Here is a 17,297-nt window from a genome sequence, read left to right as displayed (position 1 = left end):
GGGTCGTTGATCGTTCAACATGTCCACAACCAAGAACGTCATGTAGCCTTTGCTGATGCCTGCCCTGGGTCAAATTCAGTCGGCAGAGTGGGTCGAGATTCTCTTAACAGGATTGTTAATAAATTCCTGAGCAGTTCGGTGGCAGGTATGAGCCTCATGCCCGTCAATGAATCGTGATCGAGCAGTTGCCAAACAAGCGCAAGAATGCCATCGTAATGACGAATGTCTTTACGTGGAGGCCGCCCCCATGGCTTCGATCAATATCCGCATCGACGATGAGCTGAAAGTCCGCGCGTACCGGGAACTGGAGAAGCTTGGCGTTACCCCTTCTGAGCTGATGCGCCAAGCCCTGCAATATGTGGCTGAGCGGGGTCAGCTGCCTTTCCGTCCGGTTCTGATGACCGAGGAAGATGAGGCTCTGATTGCCACGGTGCGTGAGCGCCTTGCTGCTCCGCAGCGCGTGAAGGTCTCGCTGGATGACCTATAGCCTCGAATTCGATGCGCGGGCACTGAAGGAGTGGCACAAGCTGGGCGACACCGTTCGTGAGCAGCTCAAGAAAAAGCTCGTGGAGGTGCTGGTCAATCCGCGCGTCGAGGCAAATCGCCTTCACTCACTTCCCGACTGTTACAAGATCAAACTGCGCAGCAGCGGTTATCGCCTGGTGTACCAGGTGATCGACCATGAGGTGGTGGTGGTTGTCGTGGCCGTGGATCGGCGTGATCGCGAGCAGGCATATCGCAAGGCCGCTGAGCGGCTCAAATAACGCGCTGCCTGCGTCATACAGAGTCGGGTTTCAATGCGATGAGTGATGGCGATCTGTTGGAGCAACTGCGGGCTGAGAATGCTCGTCTGATCGCATTGCTGGAAACGCATGGCATTGAGTGGCGGCTACCGGCTGAGCGGCCAAAGCCAAAGCAGGCCGTGGCGCTGCCACCGCTAGTCCCGGTTCTGGATACCGATGAGAAGCTGGCGCTGTTCAAACGCCTGTTCCGGGGGCGCGCCGATGTTTTTCCTCTGCGATGGGAAAGCAAGGCCGGAAAGACCGGCTACTCACCTACATGCGCGAATGAATGGCGCCCAGGTGTGTGCGAGAAACCCAGGATCAAATGCGGCGATTGCTCGTACCGGCAGTTACTACCGCTGACCGACCAGGTGCTTTACAAGCACTTGGCAGGAGAGATCGTCGTCGGCGTTTACCCACTGTTGCTGGATGACACCTGCTACTTCCTTGCTGTGGACTTTGATGAAGCCGACTGGCGTGAGGATGTCACGGCATTTGCCCAGTCATGTCGCGAGTTGGGTGTGCCGGTCGCGGTGGAGGTTTCTCGCTCCGGTAATGGTGCTCATGCTTGGATATTCTTCGAGCACAGTGTTCCTGCGTTTGAAGCGCGCCTACTGGGCTCCGCGATCATTAGCCATACCTGTGAACGTACCCGGCAGCTGACGCTGGGCTCTTACGACCGGCTGTTTCCAAACCAGGACAGCATGCCCAAGGGTGGTTTCGGAAACTTGATTGCTCTGCCCTTGCAGAAGAGGGCCCGAACACAAGGTGGCAGTGTTTTTGTCGATGAGAGGCTGGTGCCCTATCCCGATCAGTGGGCATTTCTGGCCAGTGTCCAACCTATGCCGGCGAGGGACATTGCACCGGCTACGCTGCGAGCCAGTGGCGGTCGCCATCCGTTGGGTGTCGCTGACCTAACAGATGATGATGGTGGTGCTAAGCCTTGGCAGCGCACACCGGAAAAGACTCAGAAACTGACCTGTCCGTTACCAGCGTCGGTGAGCGTGACCCTGGCGAACCAGATCTATTTCAGCAAGTCCGAACTACCCCAGCCATTGGTCAACAAGCTCATTAGGCTGGCGGCATTTCAAAATCCGGAGTTCTACAAAGCTCAGGCCATGCGCCTTCCTGTGTGGAACAAGCCCCGGATCATCGGATGTGCCGAAAACTATCCGCAGCATATTGCCCTGCCGCGCGGATGCCTGGATGACGTCCGGGCACTGTTGGGTGAAAACAAGATAGAGCTGGTGCTGCATGATGAGCGCTTCGCAGGGAATCCCATCGAAGTCAGATTCGTGGGCAAATTGCGCTCGGATCAGGAGGCTGCATTAGCGGGCATGCTGGTGCACGACACCGGCATCCTCTGTGCCCCAACCGCTTCTGGTAAAACTGTTACGACTGCCGCACTGATTGCCCGGCGTGGCGTGAACACGCTGGTGCTGGTTCACCGAACGGAACTGCTCCAGCAGTGGAAGGAAAGGTTGCAGGCATTTCTGGGGGCAGACAAGAAGACTGTTGGCAGCATCGGTGGAGGTAAGGCCAAGCCGACCGGCATCATCGATGTGGCGGTTATGCAGTCGCTATCGCGGCAAGGTGAGGTCAGCGAACAGGTAAAGAACTACGGGCAAATCATCGTGGATGAATGCCATCACCTGTCGGCGTTCTCTTTTGAGGCCCTTCTCAAGGCGGCCCCTGCGAGATACGTGTTGGGGCTGACGCTACACCCATTCGGCGCGATGGCCAACAACCAATTATTTTCATGCAGTGCGGGCCGATTCGGCATACCGCCTCTCGGCCTGAGAGTGCCCCGGCAGAGTGCGGGTAATTCCCAAGTGGTTGCCCCGGCCTATCGTCATGCCAGAAGGCGCCGGTATTCAGGATGTCTTCTTGCAGGTGTGCAGTGATGCGGAGCGGACAGACAAGATTGTGGCTGAGGTCGAAGCCGCTTTTGGCCAGGGGAGAAAGATTCTGCTGCTGACGGAGAGAACGGATCACCTCAGTGCCATTGAGGAAAGGCTGGTTGGGAGAGTCGAAAACCTTTTTACCCTGCATGGTCGGCTGTCCAAGAAGCAACGTACTGCACTAATCGGTGAGCTGGAAGCGCTGCCGCCCGATGCACCCAGGGTGATCCTGGCCACTGGGAAACTGGTCGGTGAGGGGTTCGATCATCCTGCGCTGGATACCTTGGTACTGGCGATGCCGGTGTCCTGGAAGGGCACCCTTCAGCAGTATGCGGGTCGCCTGCATCGGGAGCATTCAGATAAGGCGGATGTTCGCATCATCGATTTCATCGACTCCGGACATCCAGCCTTGCTACGGATGTGGAGCAAGCGCCAGGCCGGCTACAAGGCAATGGGCTATGACTTTGCCGATTCATCCAGCTCGATAGAGCTTCTTGCGCAGGACTGACACGGTCTTGAAACCTGCGACGGATGGGGATTCCGCTAAGCCAGGAACCCCGTTACGCTGCTTGCATTGACACTTTGGCAATCCGCTTAGCCCAGCATGCTCCTGGTGTGGAGGCCACGCTTTTTCAGGCTTGTAGTGCCCGGAATGCAGGGCATACGGAAAATGCCATTTATTCCGGTCATTTCGACGGAAAATGCCACTTTATCTGGCTCAATCATGCCAATAATGGTGCCAATTTTTCACGTAAGTTATTGATTTTTATAGAGTGGCGAATGCCAGATTTATCGCCCATCGACAATTAGTTAGTTGGTGGAGAGCCCTGGCTAATCTACGCACATCAGCCGGGAACTGGATGTCCCGGGTCAAGGACGACAGACCGCGCCAGCATGGCAAACGACGGGACGTCGGAAGATCATAAAAAACCCGCCTCGGCGGGTTTTTTGTTGCCTGCAGAATAGTCGGGCCTTCACGCCCACCAGTAGCGCACCATATGGAAGAACACCGGGGCGGCGAAGCAGACCGAGTCCAGGCGGTCGAGCATGCCGCCGTGGCCCTCGATCATATGGCCCCAGTCTTTCACTCCGCGGTCGCGTTTGATCGCCGACATCACCAGGCCGCCGGCAAAGCCCAGCAGGCACACCAGCAAGGCGAACAGCGCCGCCTGCCAGAAAGCGAACGGCGTGATCCAGCACAGCAGTGCGCCGATCAGGGTGGCCAGCGCGACACCGCCGACAAAGCCTTCCACCGTCTTCGACGGCGACAGGTCGGGCGCGATCTTGTGTTTGCCGAAGAGCTTGCCGCAGACGTACTGCAGCACGTCGGACAGCTGCACGACGATGATCAGCCAGGCGATCAACAGCAGGTTGCGTCCCTCGTAGCCGGGGATGTCCAGGGTCAGCAGCGCCGGCACCGCGGAGATGCAGTAGACGGCGATCATCAGACCCCACTGCACCTTGGCCGCGCGCTCCAGGTAGCGCGTGGTGTCGCCGCCCAGCGAGGCGAGGATCGGCAGCAGCAGGAACAGGTAGACCGGAATGAAGATCGCGAACAGTCCGTACCAGTCCAGGGCGATCAGCAGGTACTGCATCGGCAGGGCGAAGTAGAACGCCGCTACCAGCGCGGGGTAGTCGCTGCGCCGCGTCGGCGTCAGGGTCATGAACTCGCGCAGGGCGTAGAACGACACGAAATAGAACAGCAGGATCACGCCGTTGTTGCCGAACAGGAAGGCGATGCCGATCACCAGCACCATCACCCACCAGGCATTGATCCGCGCGTTGAGGTTGTCGATCACCGGGTTGGGCCGATCGCCGCTGCGCCACTTGAGCAGATGGCCGATCAGGCTGGCGAGCAGCAGCAGGGCGCCGATGCCGGCGAACAGCAGCAGGGTATTGCGATCCATCTCAGGCCTCCTCGGGTGCCAGTGCCAGCAGGGCGTTGCGTGCGCGTTCGAGGAAGGCTGCCTTGCCCTCCCCCTCGATCCGTTCCAGCGCCGCGCCGAAGCTCAGAGTGCACAGCAGCGGCAGGGGCAGCGTCCTGCCCTTGGGCATCACCCGGTTGAGATTGGCGATCCACACCGGTACCAGCTCCACCTCCGGCCTGGCTTGGGCCAGGTGGTAGAGACCGCTCTTGAACGGCAGCAGCGGTTCGTCGCCGAGATTGCGCGTGCCTTCGGGGAAGAGGATCAACGAGTCGCCGGCGTCAAGCGCAGCGAGCATGGGCTGCAGCGGATTGCCGCCCTCCTCCTTGCGTTCGCGATCGACCAGCACGCCGTTGAACACGCGATTGATCAAGAAGCTGCGCACGCCCGGCTGCTGCCAGTAGTCGGCGCCGGCGACCGGGCGGGTGCGCTTGCGCAGCTGTGCCGGTAGCGAGGCCCATAGCAGCACGAAGTCGCCGTGGCTGCTGTGGTTGGCGTAGTACAGACGCTGGGTGGCCTGGGCGGTGCTGCCGAGCCAGAGGGCGCGGGCCCCGGTCAGCAGGCGGGCGGCCGAGGTGATGGCGAAAGCGGTCAATGCGGCGAGCATGGCGACTCCTTAACCGAAGGACGAAAGGCAGAACGGAACGAGGATGGCGAGCAGCGCGACCGAGAGCTGCAGCAGCAGGCACAGGGCCTGGTGGCGCAGCAGGACGAGTGCCCCTTTGCTGCGGGACTCCCAGCTGCGCTGCGACTGCCGCTCCTGCTGCAGACCGAGGCGCTGCAGGGCCTGATCCAAGGACTGGGTCTGCGCAGCCAGCTGTTCGCCGGACTGGGCCAGGCGCTGGAACAGCTCGGCATCCAGCGCCACGCGCTGGGCCCAGTACTTCTCGGCCAGGCCAATCAGCAGCAGCAGCGCGCTGACCGGCGCCAGCGCCGGGCTGGCCGCTGCGCCCAGCAGGGGCGCCAGACCGCAGGCCAGGGCGAGTAGGCTCAGCGCCGTGGAAAGACGATCGAGGCTGCGCCCGCGCCGCAGCAATGCGGCGACCAGTAGCAGCTCAGCCTGCATGAGCCACCTCCAGCGGCGCCGGCGCGACGACCAGTTCCTGCAGGGCGGCCAGCTGTTGCGGGCCGAGAACGACCTGTGGACGGGCCTGGCGGATCAACTCGACGGCGGTGTCGACATCCTGGCAACGGCCGCTATGCAGCAGCCAGGCGGCCACAGCGGTGGCGCTGCGCGAATAGCCGAGTGCGCAGCACACCAGCAGCGGACCGCCGTGGCGCAGGCGTTCGATGGCCTGCGCGGCCTGCAGACAGGTGGCACTGTCGGGCGCGAGCAGATCCAGCGACGGCAGGCTGCAATAGGCCGCGGGCACGCTGCGCAGCGGTAACTCGGCGCAGAGATCGACCAGCGCGGCGTAGCCGGCGAGATCGCCCCTCGAAGGCAGGCGACCGAGATGGATGCCCTCCACCACCTGGCTGGGAGCGGGAGTTCGGTATGTCCATAAGCGCGAGTTGATCCAGGCGCCGAGCAGATAGGGCGCGAGCAAGGCGGTGGCGGCCGGACTGAGGCGGCCATCGGCCTGCTTCTGGAAACCGGGCGCGCCGAACGACAGGTAGTTGAGCGCGACCAGGGCCAGCGAGACCGCCGGCCAGCACAGCCAGAGCCAGGCGCCGCCCAGCTTGACCGGCAGTGCGCTGCACAGCGCCGCGCCGAGCCCGTAGCGCAGCGCCAGGCGCCAACGGCGCGGATCGCTGGTCAGGCGAATCTGTTGCAGCGGCGTCTCGCCCCGCAGTGGCAACAGCCAGAGACAGAGGAAACCGGCCAGCAGCCCGGTGGGCAGGTCGATGAAGTGGTGCTGCCAGGTAGTCAGCACGGAAACCCCGATCAGCGCCATCCACAGATGCAGCAGCCCGCGCCACGACGAGCCGCGGATATGCCTGGCGAACATCGCCCAGATGATCACCAGCAGCGTGATATGCAGCGAGGGTGCCTGGTTGAAGGGTTTGTCGAAGCCCATCAGCAGGTCGAACATCAGGCCGAAGGTGCCGTCCAGGGCCGGCCGCTCGAAGGTGAAGCGCAGCGGCCAGAGCAGGAAGCAGGCCACGCAGATCACCTGTGCGGCGAGCAGGCGCAGGGCGTGGCGGTCCATCTCGCGACGGCTGGTTGGCAACAGGAAGGACAGGCCATAGAGCAGGTCGATGGACCAGTACGGCACGATAGTCCATGGCCAGAGCGGTATCTGGGATTCCCAGGCAAAGACCAGGCTGCCGACATTATCGCGCTGGCCGCTGAACCAGTTGGCCAGGCCGTAGCTGGCGAAGAACAGCGGGCCGAGCAGCAGCAGCCAGAGTACGCCACGCTTCCACAATCCTTGTTCGCGGGCGCTGTCCATCAGCTCACCCGCTGCGCCAGGGTGACGCTGAAGATGCCCCACTGGTCGATGCGCTGCGTCACCTTGCGGAAACCCGCTGCCTCCACCAGTTGATCCATCTCCGCCTGGCTGCGCCGGCGCATGACCCAGGCCTGGCCGTCGCGGTGGCTGGTCAGGGCACGGGCGATCAGCTCCAGCTGCGGGTGCCAGGGCTGGCCGGTGTAGAGCAGATAGCCGCCCTCGCCGACTGCCGCGGCCAGGCCGGCCAGCGAGTCGCCGACCATCCGGTTGCTGCCGAACAATTCGTAGAGACCGGAGACCACCGCCAGGGTCGGTTTCGGCTCGAGCGCGGCCAGATCCGCACGGTCGAAGGCATCGCCTTTGACGAAGCGGGCGATATCGCCGAGACCCTTGTGCTGGATCAGCGCATTGCCGTCGCGCACGTTGATATCGCTGTAATCACGTAGCAGGATGGCGTCGGGCTTGTGCTCCTGGCCTTCCAGCGACTCGAGGATATAGCGGCCGTGGCCGGCGGCGATATCGACGATACGCACCGCCCTGCCCGCCTCGCGCAGTCTGGCCATGGCCAGGCGCAGCAGCTCCTCGGCGTGCAGCTTGCGCTGGCGGATGCCGCGCCAGCCGATGGAGTCCAGGTAGTTCTGATCGATCAGACGACCCAGCACGCCCTTGCCGGACGGCTGGTTGCGGTAGACGTAATCGAGGGTGCTGCCGGAGTCGAAGCCGGTGACGAAACCCAGTTTGACCCCTGCCGACAGGTTGCTGCCCAGGCGCAGGCCGGCGCGGGTGGCGCGCCAGTACAGATCGCGCCAGGAGTTCTGCGGCAGCGGCGCGGCCAGGCTCTCCGCCTCGGCGCAGCTCCAGCCGCAGCGGTCGGCATCGAGCAGCGAGGGGCGTGTCACGGGCTCCTCGAAATTGCGCAGGATAAAGCGCCGCGCGCGGCTCAGGGCATGGGCGCGGTCGCGTTCGCCGAGGGTGTCGTGGAAGAAGCCGGGCAGCAGGTGCTTTTCCTTGCGCAGGCTGCCGAGGCGCGCGAAGAAGTCTTCCTGCGGCTGGCGCTGGACGACGAAGTCGGCGCCGGAGATCAGCAGCTGGGTCGGCACCTGGATCGCCTGGGCATCGGCGACGACGCGTTCGGCGGCCTGGTACAGGCCCAGTAGCATGGTTACCGAGATCGCTCGGGCGAGCAGCGGGTCGTTGTCGAAGGAGGCGATGCGCGCGGGGTCGTGGCTGAGGAACCTGGCCTTGACGTAGCTGTTGACGAAGAAATTGCCGCGCCAGGCATGCAGCAGCTTCAGGCCGGGACGAGCGAAGGGCACGTAGAGCTTGACCTTGAACGCCGGCGAGGCGAGCACCAGACAGCGCACCCTGGGCGCGTAGTCATGGGCCCAGGTGGCGACTATCACCGCGCCGACGCTCTGCGCCACCACGGCCAGATTCTGCTCGGCGATGCCGTGCCGGCTGCCGATATGCTCGACGAAGGTCTGCACGTCGCGCACGCTGCTGGCAAAGCTCGGGCTGTCGCCACGGGCGCCGGGCGACAGGCCATGGCCACGGGCGTCCCAGGCGAAGAAGTCGCAGTGCGGCAGATCCAGTTCGTAGACCAGGTGAGCCATGCGCCCGCCGTGCTCGTGGCCGCGGTGAAACAGCAGCACGGCCTGGCGCGCCCCGGCGCTCGGCTGCTGCGCCGGCCAGTGGCGATAGCTCAGTTCGACGCCGTCATGGGTGGTGAAGGTGGAAAGCTGTACGGGGCGCATGGAATCTCCTTATTCCTCGGGGCGGGTCAGGCCGTCTCGGCCAACCCGTGGCGGACGCGGTTGTAGAGGGTGTAGAGCAGCAGCAACAGAATCAGCGCCAACAGCACATTGATCCACAAAGCAGGCAGCAGGCCACTGGCGACGCCGGCGCCGAGCACGCCGAAGCAGAAGGCGCGGTCGCTCTTGCCCATTGGCCCGTCATAGCGCCGCGAGGCGCCGACCATGGGGCCGAGCACGCCGGCGTATTCGCTGATCAGCGCCAGCAATACGACCAGCACCACCAGCCAGGGCGAAACGCCCGGCAGCAGGGCGAAGGGCAGGTACAGGGCGCTGTCGGCGATCAGGTCGCAGAGTTCGTTGAGGTAGGCGCCGAGACTGGACTGCTGGCCGAACTCGCGGGCGAGCATGCCGTCGACGGCGTTGAGCGCCATGCGCAGCAGCATCCACAGGGGGATCAGGGCGAACAGCCAGCTGAGATGGCTGTAAATCGCGAGCAGGGCGCCGAGCAGCACGGAGGCGATGGCGGCGGCCAGGGTCACCTGGTTGGCGCTGACGCCGCGCTCATACAGGCGCTGCACCGTTGGCCGCAGCAGGTTCTGAAACGCCGGTTTGAGTTGATAGATCGAAGGCATACCGCCGAATTCCCTTTCCTGACTGGTCGACTCAGCTTAGCCGTCCTGGCGAGTCAGACTGTGCGTTCGTCGAGACTTGCGCACCTTTTCTCGCCCACTTATGTCCTGGCACGGTGCGGGCGCCTCCGTTGGCATTCTCCTGGCGGATCAGCGGGCTGCGAGCTCTACTGGCGCGGCGCCGGAATTTCGCCCACAGCTTGTCCACAGAGGCTCAGATCGGTTCGGCGAGGCTCGCCATTTGCGGCGCCGCGCCGCGCATGGCGGTCTGCTGCTCGCACACCCAGGCGAAGGCACGTTCGTTGAGCTCGGCGATCGCCCGCGGGCCCTCGCCTTGCGCATGCATCGGCGCGCCGATGACCACCTGAATGGTGCCGGAGCGCTTGCCCCAGCCTTCCTTGGGCCAGAACTCGCCGGCGTTGTGCGCCACCGGCAGTATCGGCAGGCCGGCGTTGACCGCCAGCGAGGCGCCACCGCGGGAGAACTTGCCGATCTGCCCCGGCGGGATGCGCGTGCCTTCGGGGAACACCAGTACCCAGGCGCCCTGCTTGAGGCGCTCGTCGCCCTGCTTGGCGACCTGCTTGAGCGCCACTTTGGGGTTGCTGCGGTCGATGGCGATCGGCCGTACCAGCGCCAGCGCCCAGCCGAAGAACGGCACGCGCAGCAGCTCTCGCTTGAGCACCTGAGTCAGCGGCGCGAACTGGGCGGAGAGGTAGAAGGTTTCCCAGGTGCTCTGGTGGTTGGAGAGGATCACGCAGGGACGCTGCGGCACGTTCTCCAGGCCTTTGACCTCGTAGCGGATGCCGAGCATCACCCGGGTCAGCCAGACCGAACTGCGGCACCAGGCCTGTACCACGAAACGGCAGCGCTGGTGGAACGGCAGCAAGGGTGCGACGACCAGGCTGATCAGGCACCAGAGACAGGCGCTGAGCGACAGCAGCAGGTAGAAGAGCGTGATTCTGAGAGCCTGCACGGCATTACCTCAAAGCAAGTGAGCGGCCACGGCCGCCAGATCATCGAATACCAGAGTGCCTGGCGGGAGTGCCTTGGTCAGGGTGCGCGGGCCCTTGCCGGTCTTCACCAGCACGGGCTGGCAGCCTACGGCCAGCGCCGCCTGCAGGTCGCTGCTGCTGTCGCCGACGAACCACACGCCCGCCAGCGACGTGGCGTAGTGCGCGGCGATCTGTTCGAGCAGGCCGGCCTTCGGCTTGCGGCAGTCGCAGCCATCGTCCGGGCCGTGTGGGCAGTAAACGATCAGGCCGACTTCCCCGCCCTGCTCCGCCACTAGTTCGCGCAGCCGGTCATGCATGGCTTCCAGCGTGGCCAGGCCATAGTAACCGCGGGCGATGCCGGACTGGTTGGTGGCCACCGCCACGGTCCACCCGGCGCGCGACAGGCGCGCGATGGCGGCGATGGACGAGGGGATCGGGATCCATTCGTCCAGCGTCTTGATATAGGCGTCGGAGTCCAGGTTGATGACTCCGTCGCGGTCGAGTATCAGCAGTTTCATTCGAAAATCCGGTGGCAGGTGGATAAGGCTTGCGCCGTTATCCACCCTATCCGCGATGGTCAGCCCAGCAGCGAGATATCCGCCACGCCGAGGAACAGCCCGCGCAGGCGAGCCAGCAGGGCGTAGCGATTGGCGCGCACCTTGGCGTCCTCGGCGTTGACCAGCACCGCCTCGAAGAAGCTGTCCACCGGCTCGCGCAGGCCAGCCAGCTGGGTCAGCGCCTGGCTGTACTGGCGCGATGCGGACAGCGGCTGCACCGCCTGGTCGGCCTGCTGGATCGCCGCGTGCAGGGCGAACTCGCTGGGGCTGTCGAAGTAGTGCGCCTCGACGCTGGCGGCGACCTGGCCTTCGGCCTTGCTCAGCAGGTTCGACACGCGCTTGTTGGCCGCGGCCAGGGCCTCGGCCTGCGCCAGGGCACGGAACACCTGCACGGCCTGCACGCGCTGGTCGAAGTCCAGCGGCGAGGTCGGGTTGACCGCACGCACCGCCTGGTACACGGCCACGTCGATGCCCTCGTCCTCGTAACGGGCGCGCAGACGATCGAAGACGAACTCCAGCACCTGGCCGGCCAGGCCCTCGGCCTTGACCTTGTCCTCGTACTGCTCGATGGCGAAGGCCACGGCGGCGGCCAGATCCAGGTCCAAGCCCTTCTCGATCAGGATCCGCAGAATCCCCAGCGCCGCGCGACGCAGGGCGTAGGGGTCCTTGGAGCCGGTGGGCAGCATGCCGATGCCGAAAATGCCGACCAGGGTGTCGAGCTTGTCGGCCACCGCCACGGCGGCGCCGGTCAGGGTGCTCGGCAGCTCCGCCCCTGCCCCACGCGGCATGTACTGCTCGTTCAGCGCCAGGGCGACGTCCTGCGGCTCACCGTCGTTGAGCGCGTAGTAGTAGCCGGCGATGCCCTGCATCTCGGGGAACTCGCCGACCATCTCGGTGGCCAGGTCGCACTTGCACAGCAGGCCGGCGCGTGCCGCTCGGGCCTGGTCGCCGCCGATTCGGGAGGCGATAAAGCCGGCCAGCGCGGAAACCCGCTTGGCCTTGTCATACACCGAACCGAGCTGGGCCTGGAACACCACACCCGCCAGGCGCTGGTTGAAGGCCTCGAGCTTCTGCTTCTTGTCCTGCTTGAAGAAGAACTCGGCGTCGGTCAGGCGCGGGCGCACCACCTTCTCGTTGCCGGCGACGATCTGCGCCGGGTCCTTGGACTCGACGTTGGCCACGGTGATGAAGCGCGGCAGCAGCTTGCCGTTCGCATCGAGCAGGCAGAAGTACTTCTGGTTGTCCTGCATGGTGCTGATCAGCGCCTCCTGCGGCACTTCGAGGAAACGTTCCTCGAAGGAGCAGACCAGCGGCACCGGCCACTCGACCAGGGCGGTCACTTCGTCCAGCAGGTCCGCCGGGACGATGGCGCTGCCCTGTTCGGCGGCGGCCAGCTCGTCGACGCGGCGGGAAATGATCGCGCGGCGTTCGGCGAAGTCGGCCAGCACGAAGGCACCGCGCAGGTCTTCGGCGTAGCTGGCCGGGCTGCTGATGCGCACCTCGTGGTTGGCGTGGAAGCGATGCCCGCGGGACAGGCGGCCGGCCTTCTGGGCGAGGATCTCGCAGTCGATGACCGCATCGCCGAACAGCATCACCAGCCACTGGGTGGGGCGGACGAACTCGTCGCGGCGATCGGCCCAGCGCATACGCTTGGGAATCGGCAGGTCGTTCAGCGAATCCTGGACGATGGTCGGCAGCAGGTTCACCGCCGGCTGGCCGGGGATGTGCTGGGCGAAGCGCAGCTTGGGTCCGCTGCGGTCGATCTCGGCGATGTCCACGCCGCACTTGCGGGCGAAGCCCAGTGCGGCCTGGGTCGGCTTGCCGTCGGCATCGAAGGCGGCCTGGATGGGCGGGCCGTCGAGGTTCATGCTGCGGTCGGGCTGCTGGCTGGCCAACTGCTCGACCAGCACCGCCAGACGGCGCGGCGCGGCATAGACGCGGGCTTGGGCATAGTCCAGGCCGGCGGCCTTGAGACCCTTCTCGATGCCTTTGATGAAGGCCTCGCCGAGGCTCTTCAGGGCTTTCGGCGGCAGCTCTTCGGTGCCCAGTTCGACCAGAAAATCTTGTGCACTCATGCTTGCGCCTCCAGGGTGTTGCCCAGGTCTTCGTCCTGCAGGAGACCTGCATCCTTGAGCTTGGCCAGTACTTCGTCACGCAGCTCGGCGCTGGCCATGGGGAAGCCGAGGCGGGCGCGGGCCTGCAGGTAGCTCTGCGCCACGGCGCGGGCCAGGGTGCGCACGCGCAGGATGTACTGCTGGCGCGCGGTCACCGAGATGGCGCGGCGGGCGTCGAGCAGGTTGAAGGTGTGCGAGGCCTTGAGCACCATCTCGTAGGTCGGCAGTGGCAGCTGCAGCTCGATCAGGCGGTTGGCTTCGCTCTCGTAGAAGTCGAACAGCTCGAACAGCTTGTCGACGTTGGCGTGCTCGAAGTTGTAGGTGGACTGCTCCACCTCGTTCTGGTGGAACACGTCGCCGTAGGTCACGGTGCCGAACGGGCCGTCGGTCCAGATCAGGTCGTAGACCGAGTCGACGCCCTGCAGGTACATGGCCAGGCGCTCCAGGCCGTAGGTGATCTCGCCGGTCACCGGGTAGCACTCGATGCCGCCGACCTGCTGGAAGTAGGTGAACTGGGTGACTTCCATGCCGTTGAGCCAGATTTCCCAGCCCAGGCCCCAGGCGCCGAGGGTCGGCGATTCCCAGTTGTCCTCGACGAAACGGATGTCGTGCACCAGCGGGTCGAGGCCGATGGCCTGCAGCGAGCCCAGGTACAGCTCCTGGAAGTTCTCCGGGTTGGGTTTCAATACCACCTGGAACTGGTAGTAGTGCTGCAGGCGGTTGGGGTTCTCGCCGTAGCGGCCGTCGGCCGGGCGGCGCGAGGGCTGTACGTAGGCGGCATTCCAGTTCTCGGGACCGACGGCGCGCAGGAAGGTGGCGGTATGGAAGGTGCCGGCGCCCACTTCCATGTCGTAGGGCTGCAGCACCACGCAGCCCTGCTCGGCCCAGTAGTTCTGCAGGGCCAGGATCAGGTCCTGGAAGGTGCGCACGGCAGGCTTGTTCTGGCTCACGAAAAAATCACCTGTGGAGGCTTGCGAGGGAAAGCCGGGGAGTATATCGAAACTCGGCGCAGGCCGCAGGAGCAGGCGTGTCCGGCTTTGCTAGGCTGTATTTATATCCAGCTGTTTTGCCGCTATAGTCCGAGCCATCTCCCGCGACCGAGGCCGAGACCATGCCCCGCTGCTTCTGGTGTACCGACGACCCGCTGTACCAGGCCTACCATGACCAGGAGTGGGGTGTGCCGCTGCGCGAGCCGCGCGCGCTGTTCGAGCTGCTGTTGCTCGAAGGCGCCCAGGCCGGGCTGTCGTGGATCACCGTGCTGAAGAAGCGCGAACGCTATCGCCAGGTGCTGCACGGCTTCGAGCCCGAACGCCTGGCGCGGCTGAGCGACGAGGAAATCGAGGCGCTGATGGAGGATCCGGGCATCATCCGCAACCGCCTCAAGCTCAAGGCGGTGCGGCAGAACGCCCAGGCCTGGCTGAAGCTGGAGGATCCGGTGGCGCTGCTCTGGTCCTTCGTCGGCGGCGTGCCGAAGATCAATCATTTCAGCGAGCGCAGCCAGATGCCGGCGGTCACCCGCGAAGCCGAGGCGATGAGCAAGGCCCTGAAGAAGGCCGGCTTCACCTTCGTCGGGCCGACCATCTGCTACGCCTTCATGCAGGCCGCCGGCATGGTCATGGATCACGCCACGGATTGCGACCGTTACCCGGAGCTGAGCGGCTCGGCCGCCTCTGCGTAGTAGCCCGGATACAATCCGCGGCTATCCAGTTCGGGCCGCCCCCGGATTGCATCCGGGCTACGCCGCCCGGCCATGGCGGGTACAATGCCGGCTTTCCCGCAACGCCTGGAGTCATACGTGGAAGCATTCAAAGGCCGCCTGGTGGTCGGTTTTCTCCGTCTGTTCGCCCTGCTGCCCTGGTGCGCCGTGCAAGCGGTGGGCAACGCCATCGGCTGGCTGATGTGGAAGCTGCCCAACGGTTCGCGCGAGGTGGTGCGCATCAACCTGGCCAAGTGTTTCCCCGAGCTGAGCGAGGACGAACGCGAGCGCCTGGTCGGGCAGAGCCTCAAGGACATCGGCAAGACCCTCACCGAAAGCGCCTGCGCCTGGATCTGGCCGGCGCAGAAATCGCTCGAGCTGGTGCGTGAGGTGGAGGGCCTGGAGGTGCTGAAGCAGGCACTGGCCTCGGGCAAGGGGGTGGTCGGCATCACCAGCCACCTGGGCAACTGGGAAGTGCTCAACCACTTCTACTGCAGCCAGTGCAAGCCGATCATCTTCTACCGCCCGCCGAAGCTCAAGGCGGTGGACGAGCTGCTGCAACAGCAGCGCGTGCAGATGGGCAACCGCGTGGCGCCCTCGACCAAGGAAGGCATCCTCAGCGTCATCAAGGAGGTGCGCAAGGGGGGCGCGGTGGGCATTCCCGCCGACCCCGAGCCGAGCCGCTCGTCCGGGGTGTTCGTACCCTTCCTCGGCACCACCGCGCTGACCAGCAAGTTCGTGCCCGGCATGCTCGCCGGCCGCAAGGCGCTCGGCGTATTCCTGCATGCCGTGCGCCTGGCCGACGGCAGCGGCTACAAGGTGATCCTCGAGGCCGCGCCCGAGGGCATGTACAGCGAGGACGTCGAACAGGGGGTGGCGGCCATGAGCGCGGTGGTGGAACGCTACGTGCGCAATTACCCGAGCCAGTACATGTGGAGCATGAAACGTTTCAAAAAGCGCCCCGACGGCGAGGCCAAGTGGTATTGAGCGAAGGCGCCGTGAAGGCGCCTTTTTTCTGCCAGTTGCTGGGGTTTTTCCGATTTTTGCGTTATTAAGGCCAGCATCCTTCGCGCCGAATGGAAGTCCTGCCATGTCGAATCAGCGTCACCAGGTACGCATCCCGATCAAGTGCCGGATCAAGATCTGCCATCCCAGCTTTGGCGAATTGGTGGCGCAGACCCGCGACCTGTCCGACAGCGGCGTCTACGTGCGGCATCCGCAGATGGCGGCGCTGAGCGTTGGCGACCGGGTCAGCGGCCAGGTGCAGGATCTGCCGATCGAGGCGCCGGTGTTGCAGATGGAGGTGGTGCGGTTGGATGCCGAGGGAGCCGGGTTGCGCTTTATGCAGGGCTGAGCGCTGTACAAGAAATGACCATCCGTCCGCCGCGGATTGAAAAGTTACCCTGCGAGTCAGGAAATCGCTAGAATGCCGGCCGCCGCGCCAGGCCGCGGCCCGATCATGGGTTCCCTCACCCCATCGCACTCAAAAAGGATCGACATGCACAGCCTCACCCCTTCGGCCCGCCGTGCGGCGCTGGCCGTTCTGATCGCCTTCCATATCCTCATCATCATCACCAGCAACTACCTGGTGCAGCTGCCCATGAGCCTGTTCGGCTGGCAGACCACCTGGGGCGCGTTCAGCTTTCCCTTCATCTTCCTCGCCACCGACCTGACCGTGCGTCTGCTCGGCAAGGGTCCGGCGCGCCAGGTGATCGCCCGGGTCATGCTGCCGGCGCTGCTGGCCTCCTACGGGGTCTCGGTGCTGTTCCACGAGGCGCGCTTCGCCGGCTTCGCCGCCCTCGGCGAGTTCAACGCCTTCGTCTTCCGCATTGCCCTGGCCAGCTTCCTCGCCTATGTGCTGGGGCAGTTGCTGGATATCCAGGTATTCGACCGCCTGCGTCAGCTGCGCCAGTGGTGGGTGGCGCCGGCCGCCTCGACTCTGCTGGGCAACCTCCTGGACACCTACGCCTTCTTCTCCATCGCCTTCTGGCGCAGCGGCGATGCCTTCATGGCCGCCAACTGGGTGGAGATCGCCACGGTGGACTATGCGATCAAGCTGGCCATCAGCCTGGTTCTGTTCGTACCGCTGTACGGCATGTTGCTCGGTGCCATCGGCCGGTTGCTGCCGCGCAGGATCGTCAACGCCTGAGGTGCTGAACGCGGCGCACCCTAGGAGGCAGCGGCGCTGTAGGGGGCGTCGTGTGTACCATCGGTTGGGTTAGGCGATGCTCAACGCGCCTTGTCCAGCTTGCGCAGAAACACCGTCATCTCCTTCTCCGCCTGCTTGTCGCCCTTGGCCTGGGCGGCGCTGATGCCCCGTTGCCACGCCTGGCGCGCGCCGTCGGCGTCGCCTTCGCCCTGCAGGGCTTTGCCCAGCAGCTTCCAGGCCGCGGAATAGCTCGGGTCGAACTCGACGCAGCGGCGCAGGTGCTCGGCCGCCAGGGCGGCATTGCCGGCGTCCAGATGACCCTTGCCCAGGCCGAAGCGCAGCAGGGCGTTGTCCATGCCCTTGGCTAGCATCTTCTCCAGTGCTTCGGTGCTCATAACGACTCCC

At 64.7% G+C, this 17,297-nt stretch carries 17 protein-coding genes and 1 pseudogene; 7 read left to right on the top strand and 11 right to left on the bottom strand.

Annotated features, from left to right (window positions below; genetic code table 11):
* The first annotated feature begins 247 nt into the window (after positions 1-247).
* From ACUTAF_RS21140 to ACUTAF_RS21130, 3 genes and pseudogenes are all read left to right on the top strand, one after another.
* A complete protein-coding gene (locus ACUTAF_RS21140; RefSeq protein ID WP_084314717.1) occupies positions 248-487 on the top strand; it encodes a type II toxin-antitoxin system RelB/DinJ family antitoxin in 240 nt (79 codons plus the stop codon).
* Positions 477-764 (top strand): type II toxin-antitoxin system RelE family toxin, encoded by a 288-nt coding sequence (locus ACUTAF_RS21135; RefSeq protein WP_445581808.1) that lies wholly within the window; start codon positions 477-479, stop codon positions 762-764. Before ACUTAF_RS21140 ends, ACUTAF_RS21135 begins: the two co-directional genes overlap by 11 nt.
* 38 nt (positions 765-802) lie before the next feature.
* Positions 803-3,191, top strand: a pseudogene (locus tag ACUTAF_RS21130) (TOTE conflict system archaeo-eukaryotic primase domain-containing protein).
* Positions 3,192-3,657: 466 nt separating this feature from the next.
* Here ACUTAF_RS21130 and ACUTAF_RS21125 read toward each other — a convergent pair.
* From ACUTAF_RS21125 to glyQ, 10 genes are all read right to left on the bottom strand, one after another.
* Positions 3,658-4,590: a phosphatidate cytidylyltransferase gene (locus tag ACUTAF_RS21125; RefSeq protein ID WP_445581807.1), complete on the bottom strand. Its 933-nt coding sequence runs from the start codon at positions 4,588-4,590 to the stop codon at positions 3,658-3,660.
* Position 4,591: 1 nt separating this feature from the next.
* Positions 4,592-5,215 carry a lysophospholipid acyltransferase family protein gene (locus ACUTAF_RS21120; protein WP_445581806.1) on the bottom strand — a complete coding sequence of 208 codons (624 nt, stop codon included), beginning with the start codon at positions 5,213-5,215 and terminating at the stop codon, positions 4,592-4,594.
* A 9-nt stretch (positions 5,216-5,224) separates the two neighbouring features.
* A complete protein-coding gene (locus ACUTAF_RS21115) occupies positions 5,225-5,674 on the bottom strand; it encodes a hypothetical protein (protein ID WP_445581805.1) in 450 nt (149 codons plus the stop codon).
* A complete protein-coding gene (locus tag ACUTAF_RS21110) occupies positions 5,664-7,001 on the bottom strand; it encodes a phosphatase PAP2/dual specificity phosphatase family protein (RefSeq protein ID WP_445581804.1) in 1,338 nt (445 codons plus the stop codon). The genes ACUTAF_RS21115 and ACUTAF_RS21110 overlap by 11 nt, the downstream gene beginning before the upstream one ends.
* Positions 7,001-8,755: a bifunctional alpha/beta hydrolase/class I SAM-dependent methyltransferase gene (locus tag ACUTAF_RS21105; protein WP_445581803.1), complete on the bottom strand. Its 1,755-nt coding sequence runs from the start codon at positions 8,753-8,755 to the stop codon at positions 7,001-7,003. The genes ACUTAF_RS21110 and ACUTAF_RS21105 overlap by 1 nt, the downstream gene beginning before the upstream one ends.
* A 26-nt stretch (positions 8,756-8,781) precedes the next feature.
* Positions 8,782-9,387, bottom strand: coding sequence for a CDP-alcohol phosphatidyltransferase family protein (locus tag ACUTAF_RS21100; protein ID WP_445581802.1), 606 nt, complete (start codon positions 9,385-9,387; stop codon positions 8,782-8,784).
* A gap of 211 nt (positions 9,388-9,598) precedes the next feature.
* Positions 9,599-10,357, bottom strand: coding sequence for a lysophospholipid acyltransferase family protein (locus ACUTAF_RS21095; RefSeq protein WP_445581801.1), 759 nt, complete (start codon positions 10,355-10,357; stop codon positions 9,599-9,601).
* Positions 10,358-10,366: 9 nt separating this feature from the next.
* Positions 10,367-10,894, bottom strand: coding sequence for a D-glycero-beta-D-manno-heptose 1,7-bisphosphate 7-phosphatase (gmhB, locus tag ACUTAF_RS21090; protein WP_445581800.1), 528 nt, complete (start codon positions 10,892-10,894; stop codon positions 10,367-10,369).
* Positions 10,895-10,953: 59 nt separating this feature from the next.
* Positions 10,954-13,008 (bottom strand): glycine--tRNA ligase subunit beta, encoded by a 2,055-nt coding sequence (gene glyS / locus ACUTAF_RS21085; protein WP_445581799.1) that lies wholly within the window; start codon positions 13,006-13,008, stop codon positions 10,954-10,956.
* Positions 13,005-13,997 carry a glycine--tRNA ligase subunit alpha gene (gene glyQ, locus ACUTAF_RS21080; protein ID WP_445581798.1) on the bottom strand — a complete coding sequence of 331 codons (993 nt, stop codon included), beginning with the start codon at positions 13,995-13,997 and terminating at the stop codon, positions 13,005-13,007. Before glyQ ends, glyS begins: the two co-directional genes overlap by 4 nt.
* 161 nt (positions 13,998-14,158) lie before the next feature.
* Here glyQ and ACUTAF_RS21075 point away from each other — a divergent pair, with 161 nt between their 5' ends.
* From ACUTAF_RS21075 to ACUTAF_RS21060, 4 genes are all read left to right on the top strand, one after another.
* Positions 14,159-14,725 carry a DNA-3-methyladenine glycosylase I gene (locus ACUTAF_RS21075; protein ID WP_445581797.1) on the top strand — a complete coding sequence of 189 codons (567 nt, stop codon included), beginning with the start codon at positions 14,159-14,161 and terminating at the stop codon, positions 14,723-14,725.
* Between the two features lie 117 nt (positions 14,726-14,842).
* Positions 14,843-15,730 (top strand): lysophospholipid acyltransferase, encoded by an 888-nt coding sequence (locus ACUTAF_RS21070; protein WP_445581796.1) that lies wholly within the window; start codon positions 14,843-14,845, stop codon positions 15,728-15,730.
* Between the two features lie 103 nt (positions 15,731-15,833).
* A complete protein-coding gene (locus tag ACUTAF_RS21065) occupies positions 15,834-16,097 on the top strand; it encodes a PilZ domain-containing protein (protein WP_445581795.1) in 264 nt (87 codons plus the stop codon).
* A gap of 144 nt (positions 16,098-16,241) precedes the next feature.
* Positions 16,242-16,892 carry a 7-cyano-7-deazaguanine/7-aminomethyl-7-deazaguanine transporter gene (locus tag ACUTAF_RS21060; protein ID WP_445581794.1) on the top strand — a complete coding sequence of 217 codons (651 nt, stop codon included), beginning with the start codon at positions 16,242-16,244 and terminating at the stop codon, positions 16,890-16,892.
* A gap of 80 nt (positions 16,893-16,972) precedes the next feature.
* Here ACUTAF_RS21060 and ACUTAF_RS21055 read toward each other — a convergent pair whose 3' ends face one another.
* Positions 16,973-17,287, bottom strand: a complete 315-nt coding sequence (locus ACUTAF_RS21055; protein WP_445581793.1) for a hypothetical protein — start codon at positions 17,285-17,287, stop codon at positions 16,973-16,975.
* Between the last annotated feature and the right edge of the window lie 10 nt (positions 17,288-17,297).

The sequence above is a fragment of the Pseudomonas sp. SP16.1 genome (assembly GCF_052682975.1).
Note: the sequence above shows the minus strand (reverse complement) of the source record. Positions and strands in the feature narration are given on the sequence as shown.

Excerpts from the sequence above, each read along its gene's own strand:
- ACUTAF_RS21065 (WP_445581795.1), top strand. The coding sequence starts at position 15,834 with ATGTCGAATCAGCGTCACCAGGTACGCATCCCGATCAAGTGCCGGATC.
- ACUTAF_RS21140 (WP_084314717.1), top strand. The coding sequence starts at position 248 with ATGGCTTCGATCAATATCCGCATCGACGATGAGCTGAAAGTCCGCGCG.
- ACUTAF_RS21115 (WP_445581805.1), bottom strand. The coding sequence starts at position 5,674 with ATGCAGGCTGAGCTGCTACTGGTCGCCGCATTGCTGCGGCGCGGGCGC.
- ACUTAF_RS21120 (WP_445581806.1), bottom strand. The coding sequence starts at position 5,215 with ATGCTCGCCGCATTGACCGCTTTCGCCATCACCTCGGCCGCCCGCCTG.
- ACUTAF_RS21110 (WP_445581804.1), bottom strand. The coding sequence starts at position 7,001 with ATGGACAGCGCCCGCGAACAAGGATTGTGGAAGCGTGGCGTACTCTGG.
- ACUTAF_RS21060 (WP_445581794.1), top strand. The coding sequence starts at position 16,242 with ATGCACAGCCTCACCCCTTCGGCCCGCCGTGCGGCGCTGGCCGTTCTG.
- gmhB (WP_445581800.1), bottom strand. The coding sequence starts at position 10,894 with ATGAAACTGCTGATACTCGACCGCGACGGAGTCATCAACCTGGACTCC.
- ACUTAF_RS21100 (WP_445581802.1), bottom strand. The coding sequence starts at position 9,387 with ATGCCTTCGATCTATCAACTCAAACCGGCGTTTCAGAACCTGCTGCGG.
- ACUTAF_RS21135 (WP_445581808.1), top strand. The coding sequence starts at position 477 with ATGACCTATAGCCTCGAATTCGATGCGCGGGCACTGAAGGAGTGGCAC.
- ACUTAF_RS21105 (WP_445581803.1), bottom strand. The coding sequence starts at position 8,755 with ATGCGCCCCGTACAGCTTTCCACCTTCACCACCCATGACGGCGTCGAA.
- ACUTAF_RS21055 (WP_445581793.1), bottom strand. The coding sequence starts at position 17,287 with ATGAGCACCGAAGCACTGGAGAAGATGCTAGCCAAGGGCATGGACAAC.
- ACUTAF_RS21125 (WP_445581807.1), bottom strand. The coding sequence starts at position 4,590 with ATGGATCGCAATACCCTGCTGCTGTTCGCCGGCATCGGCGCCCTGCTG.
- ACUTAF_RS21075 (WP_445581797.1), top strand. The coding sequence starts at position 14,159 with ATGCCCCGCTGCTTCTGGTGTACCGACGACCCGCTGTACCAGGCCTAC.
- glyS (WP_445581799.1), bottom strand. The coding sequence starts at position 13,008 with ATGAGTGCACAAGATTTTCTGGTCGAACTGGGCACCGAAGAGCTGCCG.